Raw genomic sequence first — 5,411 nt, forward strand, 5'->3', positions numbered from 1 at the left:
CGCCCCACGCCTCGGCGGATGAAGCTGGGATGCGTATACATGGCGCGCACGCGCGCAGCGTCTTTCGTCGGGTCAAGCAGCGCTGCATCGCGCCCAGGAGAACGGTCGCCGCCGTAGAGGGTTGCGCGCCGACTCCATCCGCCGCAACCGGCCAGGACGCCATTCTGCTCCGCAATGAAATATGTTCCGTCATCAACGAGTTGCGTATCGAGCCCCATGATTGCTCGGCTCGAAGCGATCTGCTCCTCTGTGAGGAACGGCTTCTGAAGCTCGCCGATGGCTGCATTCATCAGTAAGACCAGCGCCGGCATATCGGCATGTGACGCCAACCGATGGTCCAGGCTGATCCTCGGCATTCTTCAGCAGGTCCAGTGCAAACCGCTTTCAAGTTAGCACAAGATCATCACGATGATGGGAAAAAAGCTAAGGCATGGCCGCTGTCGAAGCTTGCCCTTCGCCGCCGCCTGATGCCCAGTTATGAGTCCCGATCCTAGAGGCCGGTGAGCAATTTCTTAAGTAGAGCGTTAAGAGTTTCCTGCTCCGCCGGCGTCAGCACGGAGATTAATTGCTCTTCTAGCGCCACCATTGGACCGATCAAATCGTCTATCGCGCGCTTGCCGCCAGTCGTTAGCGCAATTTGCTTGCCGCGCCGGTCGTTGGGATCGGGGCGTCGTTCAATCAGCCCAGCGCGCTCGAGCCGGTCCAGGCGGCTCGTCATGCCGCCCGAGGAGATCATTGCCGATTCGTAGAGCTGAGTAGGTGAAAGCATATGGGGTTCACCGGCGCGCCTGAGCGGCGTGAGCACATCAAACTCACCTACATTCAGGCCTACTTCTTTGAGCAACGGGTTCATGTGATCGCGGATAACCCGCGCGGCGGCATCAAGCAGACGACCTACCGTTTCAACAGGTAGCAACGGAAGATCGGGGCGCTCGCGGGCCCATTCCTTAGCTGCGGCCTCGGCGCGATCCATGGCAAATATTCCCTCGGCAAATGTATCTTGCAATCAAGATACATTGCATCTACTAACATTGTAGTAAGACAATAGCGCAGCGCGCAGCCCTGGAGAAGGAGAAATCGATGCCCAAAATGATTTTCGTGAACCTGCCTGTCCGTGACCTATCGGCGTCGACGGCGTTCTACGTGGCGCTAGGCGGCACTGTGAACCCGCAGTTTTCGGGCGAGAAATCCACCTCGCTCATGTTCTCGGACACGATCGGGGTGATGCTGCTGACCCATGACCACTACCGCGAATTCACTACTCGCCCAATCGGCGACGCACGGCGCGACAGCCAGGCAATGATCGTCCTCACTGTCGATAACCGCGACGCCGTCGATTCAACACTGACCAGCGCGGTTGTGGCGGGCGGTCGCGCCGATCCCAACCCAGCACAGGATCTTGGCTTCATGTATAACCGCCACATTGAAGACCCAGATGGCTACGTTTGGGAAATCGTATGGATGAACCCGACGGCGAACGCCTGAACCTAATGCATGTCGCGCAAAAGTGTGCAGCGGTTTTGCGATAACGACATGCATCAAAACAAGAACCTAAAGCGCGTCGCATGAAGCCGGTCGAACGCGACGCGCTTTAGAAGGCCACGCAATGAGCGCGACTAGGCTCTCGTTGATCAGAGCCAGAAGATGGCGGTTGCGGCAATGCAGATGGCGGACATGAAGGTGTCGGCGCATCGGTCCTAGCGGGTGTGAGCCTCGAGTCATGACCAGCAATTCGGGCATGGCCCAGCGCCGTTTCGCGTCAGCTGCGCCCGTCAGGTCGTCTTGACATATTTCCGCCAGCTGTGTTCCGGCCGGAAGCCGAGCACGTCCCGCGCCTTGCGGTTGGAGAGCAGCGTCTCGTATTCGCCGAGTTCGCTCTTGACCGGCACATCGGGATAAAACCGCCTCAGGAGTTCGGCTGTCGGCAGATCGGACGAGGTGTCGTCATTGGCGGCATTGAACACTTGGTAGCCGAGCCCGTCCTTCTCGATGGCGCGCAGCGTGATCTGGCCGAGGTCGCGCGCATCGATATAGCTCCAGGCGATCCGCTTGCGGAAACCCGCATCGGCGAACCATTTCGGAAACAACGAATATTCATGCGGCTCGATGACGTTGCCGATGCGCAAGGCATAGATGTCGAAGCCGCTGCGCAGCGCAAAGGCGCGCGCCGTCTTCTCGTTGACCACCTTGGATAGCGCGTAGCTGTCCATCGGATCGACGTCGTACGCCTCATCGAGCGGGAAATGCGTCGGATCGCGCGGTTCGTTGGCGAAGACCAGCCCGTAGGTCGTTTCGCTGGAGGCGATCACCACCTTGCGGATGCCGAGCTTCACCGCGGCCTCGATGACGTTGTAGGTGCCGAGCGCGTTGATGCGGAACACCTCATTGTCGGGCGTGATCATGATGCGCGGGATCGCCGCGAAATGCACAACGGCATCGATCGGTTGCGAACGCAGCGACGGGTCGAATTCGTGCAGGCCGATATAGCTCGACAGCGCATTGAACACCTGCCCGCTGTCGGTGATGTCGGTGATCAGCGTGCGCACCTTGGGATTGTCGAGCGGCTTGGTGTCGATGTTGAGCACCTGGCAGCCCTGCTCGACCAGATACTGCACGACATGGCGCCCAGCCTTGCCGCTGCCGCCGGTGAACATGATCCGCTTCGTCATTTTGCTCTCCCTGGAATTCATGTGTATTGTCAGACAATATCGAACTCTGCAATTGCCTGCCATGGCATGCGGCAAAAACCCGCTTCAACAATTCGCCGGCAATGTGCAGCGCCGTCATCCATCACTGCAAATAGGACGAAACGACATGAACACGACCGCCGCGAGTGAAAAGATCGGCTTCATCGGGCTTGGCCTGATGGGGCACGGGATAGCGAAGAACATCGTCGACAAGGGCTACCCGCTGACGTTTCTCGGCCGCAAGAACCGCACGCCGGCGGAAGACCTGCTCGGCCGCGGCGCCAAGGAAGCGGCGACCTCGCGCGACGTCGCGGCGGCATCGACGGTTGTCTTCATTTGCGTCACCGGTTCGCGCGAGGTCGAAGCCATCATCCGCGGCCCAGGCGGCATCAAGGAAGGCCTGAAGCCGGGATCGGTTGTCGTCGACTGCTCGACCTCGGATCCTGTCTCGACGGTGGCGCTGGCCGCCGAACTCAAGGCGCTCGGCGTCGACTATGTCGATGCCCCGCTCAGCCGCACGCCGAAGGAGGCCTGGGAAGGCACGCTGGACGCCATGGTCGGTGCCCCCGAGGCAGTCTTTGCCCGCCTGAAGCCGGTGCTCGAAACCTGGGCCGGACGCATCGTCCATATCGGCGACACCGGCGACGGCCACCGCATGAAGCTGCTCAACAACTTCATTTCGCTCGGCTACGCCGCGATCTATTCTGAAGCGCTGGCGCTGGCGCAGAAGGTCGGCATCTCGCCGCCGCGCTTCGACAGCGTCATCCGCAACGGCCGCATGGACTGCGGCTTCTACCAGACCTTCATGCGCTGGACGCTGGAAGGCGACCGCGACGCGCACAAATTCACCATCGCCAACGCCCTCAAGGACCTCACCTATCTCGAATCGATGGCGGGTGCTGCCGGCATCGCCAACCCGCTTGGCAACGCCGCCAAGAACTCCTTCGCAGGCGCCTTCGCGGTCGGCCCCGCCGATCAGTACGTGCCGATGCTGGCCACGCATATCGGCAAGGTCAACGGTGTCGACCTGATGCCCACCAAGGATGGCAAAAAGCAGACGATCTGAGGCGGCCGATCAGCTCTCTGCCGCTCACCTCATTCCGAGGCGTAAGCGCCACTGGCGAAGCTGCCGACCTCCCCTGAGGCAGTGCAATCGCATCTAGGCAAGAGCCCCTCACCCGGATTGCCAACCGAATTGCGAAGGGCAATTCGGGGCAATCCGACCTCTCCCCGAGGGGAGAGGAGGTCGCCAGCATTGATTCCCAGGCTCTTCTCCCCAACGGGGAGAAGGTGGCCGCGAAGCGGCCGGATGAGCGGGACCCCTATGCGATTGCCCTGCCTTGTTGGGGGGATGTCCGGCAGGGCAGAAGGGGCGCTGTCCCTCCGACGTTGGGATCGGCAGCACGCGCAACGCCAAAACCAAAAAACCCGCCTCGGTGGGCGGGTCGTCGGCGCCAATCAGCACCATACCGAAGTTAGTAGCATAGCTGCCGGCACAAAGCAAGAACAAAATATGCTGCGGCGGTAGAAAATCCGAATTCCTGCCTCACCCGAGCTCGTTGCTCAGAACGATTGCAAAACTCGCATTCCTTCGCGCCCCTCTCTGTCCTGCCGGACATCTCCCCCACGAGCGGGGAGATCGGATGCCACTTCGGCTTTCGCTAATCACCAACGTTAGGGCCATGGCAATGAGGGGCGGCGCCGCCCTGGTGCATAAATCACCGCCGCGACCGGCCGATAACGTCGTCGGTATTGGCGAGAAGTCTGTGCACCGCAGCGCGGGCTGCAGCCGGCCGCTGCAGGCGGATGTTCTTCTCGATCGCCTCGTGCAGTGCCTGCGCCCGCCGCTGATCGCTGGTCTCGCGGGTGACGAACTGGAACAGATGGTCGAGCGCCGATTCGATCAGCACGCCGAGCGGCACCAGCAGATCGTTGCCCGATGCCCGCAGGATGGCGAGGTGAAACCGCGTGTCGGCGCGCGTGCGCTCCTGCAGATTGGTTGCCTCGCCCATCTCGCGGCAGGCCTGGCTGATCTCGGCCATCTGCTCGTCGGTGCGTCGCATCGCGGCAAAGGCGCTGGCCTCCGGCTCGATGATGTGGCGGAATTCCTGCACGGTCCTCAGGAACACCTCGCGGTCCGGCGAGGTCGCATACCAGGCCAGCACGTCGCGATCGAGCAGGTTCCAGCGTTCCTTCGGCTCGACCCAGCTGCCGATCTTCGGGCGTGACGCCAAAAGGCTCTTGGCCATCAGCATCTTGATCGCCTCGCGCACCGCCGAGCGGCTGACGTCGAAAGTCTCGGACCATTTGGCTTCGTTGGGCAGGATGGTTCCCGGCGGATAGTCGCCGCGCACGATCCTCAGCCCGATCTCGTTGGCGAGCGACGCATGCACGCTCGAGCCGGGAAAGTGTGCGGCGTCGGCACGCCGAACGCCGGCCGGCCGCTCAGCCTCTGCCTTCAACTTGGCGGGTCGCTTTTTTGATGTCGCGTCCGGCATTCGTATTCCCCGGCAGCTGCTATTCACCTTTGCCGAAAGACCTTAACTCAGGGCATGGCAAAGCAGCGGCCTACGCTCCAAAGCAGCGTCGCCTCGTGCGTTTTGTATGGACAGTGCGAACGGGGGGGCCCGCGCGCGGGGGGCGCCCCCCAAGCCCCCCACGGCGAGGGGTGGTTTTAAACACAATCGCCGCCCCCGCCCCCTGACAGGGGGTGAGGCGGGGGGG

At 61.8% G+C, this 5,411-nt stretch carries 6 protein-coding genes; 2 read left to right on the top strand and 4 right to left on the bottom strand.

Annotated features, from left to right (window positions below; translation table 11 throughout):
* The coding region (locus tag NKJ08_RS38050) for a GNAT family N-acetyltransferase (protein WP_352786297.1) at positions 1-311 on the bottom strand (311 nt) is incomplete at its 3' end.
* 179 nt (positions 312-490) lie between these two features.
* The gene (locus NKJ08_RS38055) at positions 491-973 is read right to left on the bottom strand and encodes a MarR family winged helix-turn-helix transcriptional regulator (RefSeq protein WP_352531796.1); all 483 of its coding nucleotides are present in this window, start codon (positions 971-973) and stop codon (positions 491-493) included.
* Positions 974-1,080: 107 nt separating this feature from the next.
* Between NKJ08_RS38055 and NKJ08_RS38060 the strand changes: the two genes are divergently transcribed.
* Positions 1,081-1,485, top strand: coding sequence for a VOC family protein (locus NKJ08_RS38060; RefSeq protein WP_352531794.1), 405 nt, complete (start codon positions 1,081-1,083; stop codon positions 1,483-1,485).
* A gap of 287 nt (positions 1,486-1,772) precedes the next feature.
* Here NKJ08_RS38060 and NKJ08_RS38065 read toward each other — a convergent pair whose 3' ends face one another.
* Positions 1,773-2,669: an NAD-dependent epimerase/dehydratase family protein gene (locus tag NKJ08_RS38065; RefSeq protein WP_352780625.1), complete on the bottom strand. Its 897-nt coding sequence runs from the start codon at positions 2,667-2,669 to the stop codon at positions 1,773-1,775.
* Between the two features lie 145 nt (positions 2,670-2,814).
* On the opposite strand from NKJ08_RS38065, the gene NKJ08_RS38070 reads away from it, so the two are divergent.
* Positions 2,815-3,753, top strand: a complete 939-nt coding sequence (locus NKJ08_RS38070) for an NAD(P)-dependent oxidoreductase (RefSeq protein ID WP_352531790.1) — start codon at positions 2,815-2,817, stop codon at positions 3,751-3,753.
* 652 nt (positions 3,754-4,405) lie between these two features.
* Here NKJ08_RS38070 and NKJ08_RS38075 read toward each other — a convergent pair.
* Positions 4,406-5,185, bottom strand: coding sequence for a FadR/GntR family transcriptional regulator (locus NKJ08_RS38075; protein ID WP_352531788.1), 780 nt, complete (start codon positions 5,183-5,185; stop codon positions 4,406-4,408).
* Positions 5,186-5,411 lie beyond the last annotated feature (226 nt).

The sequence above is a fragment of the Mesorhizobium sp. M0244 genome, from assembly GCF_040321795.1.
GTDB lineage: Bacteria > Pseudomonadota > Alphaproteobacteria > Rhizobiales > Rhizobiaceae > Mesorhizobium.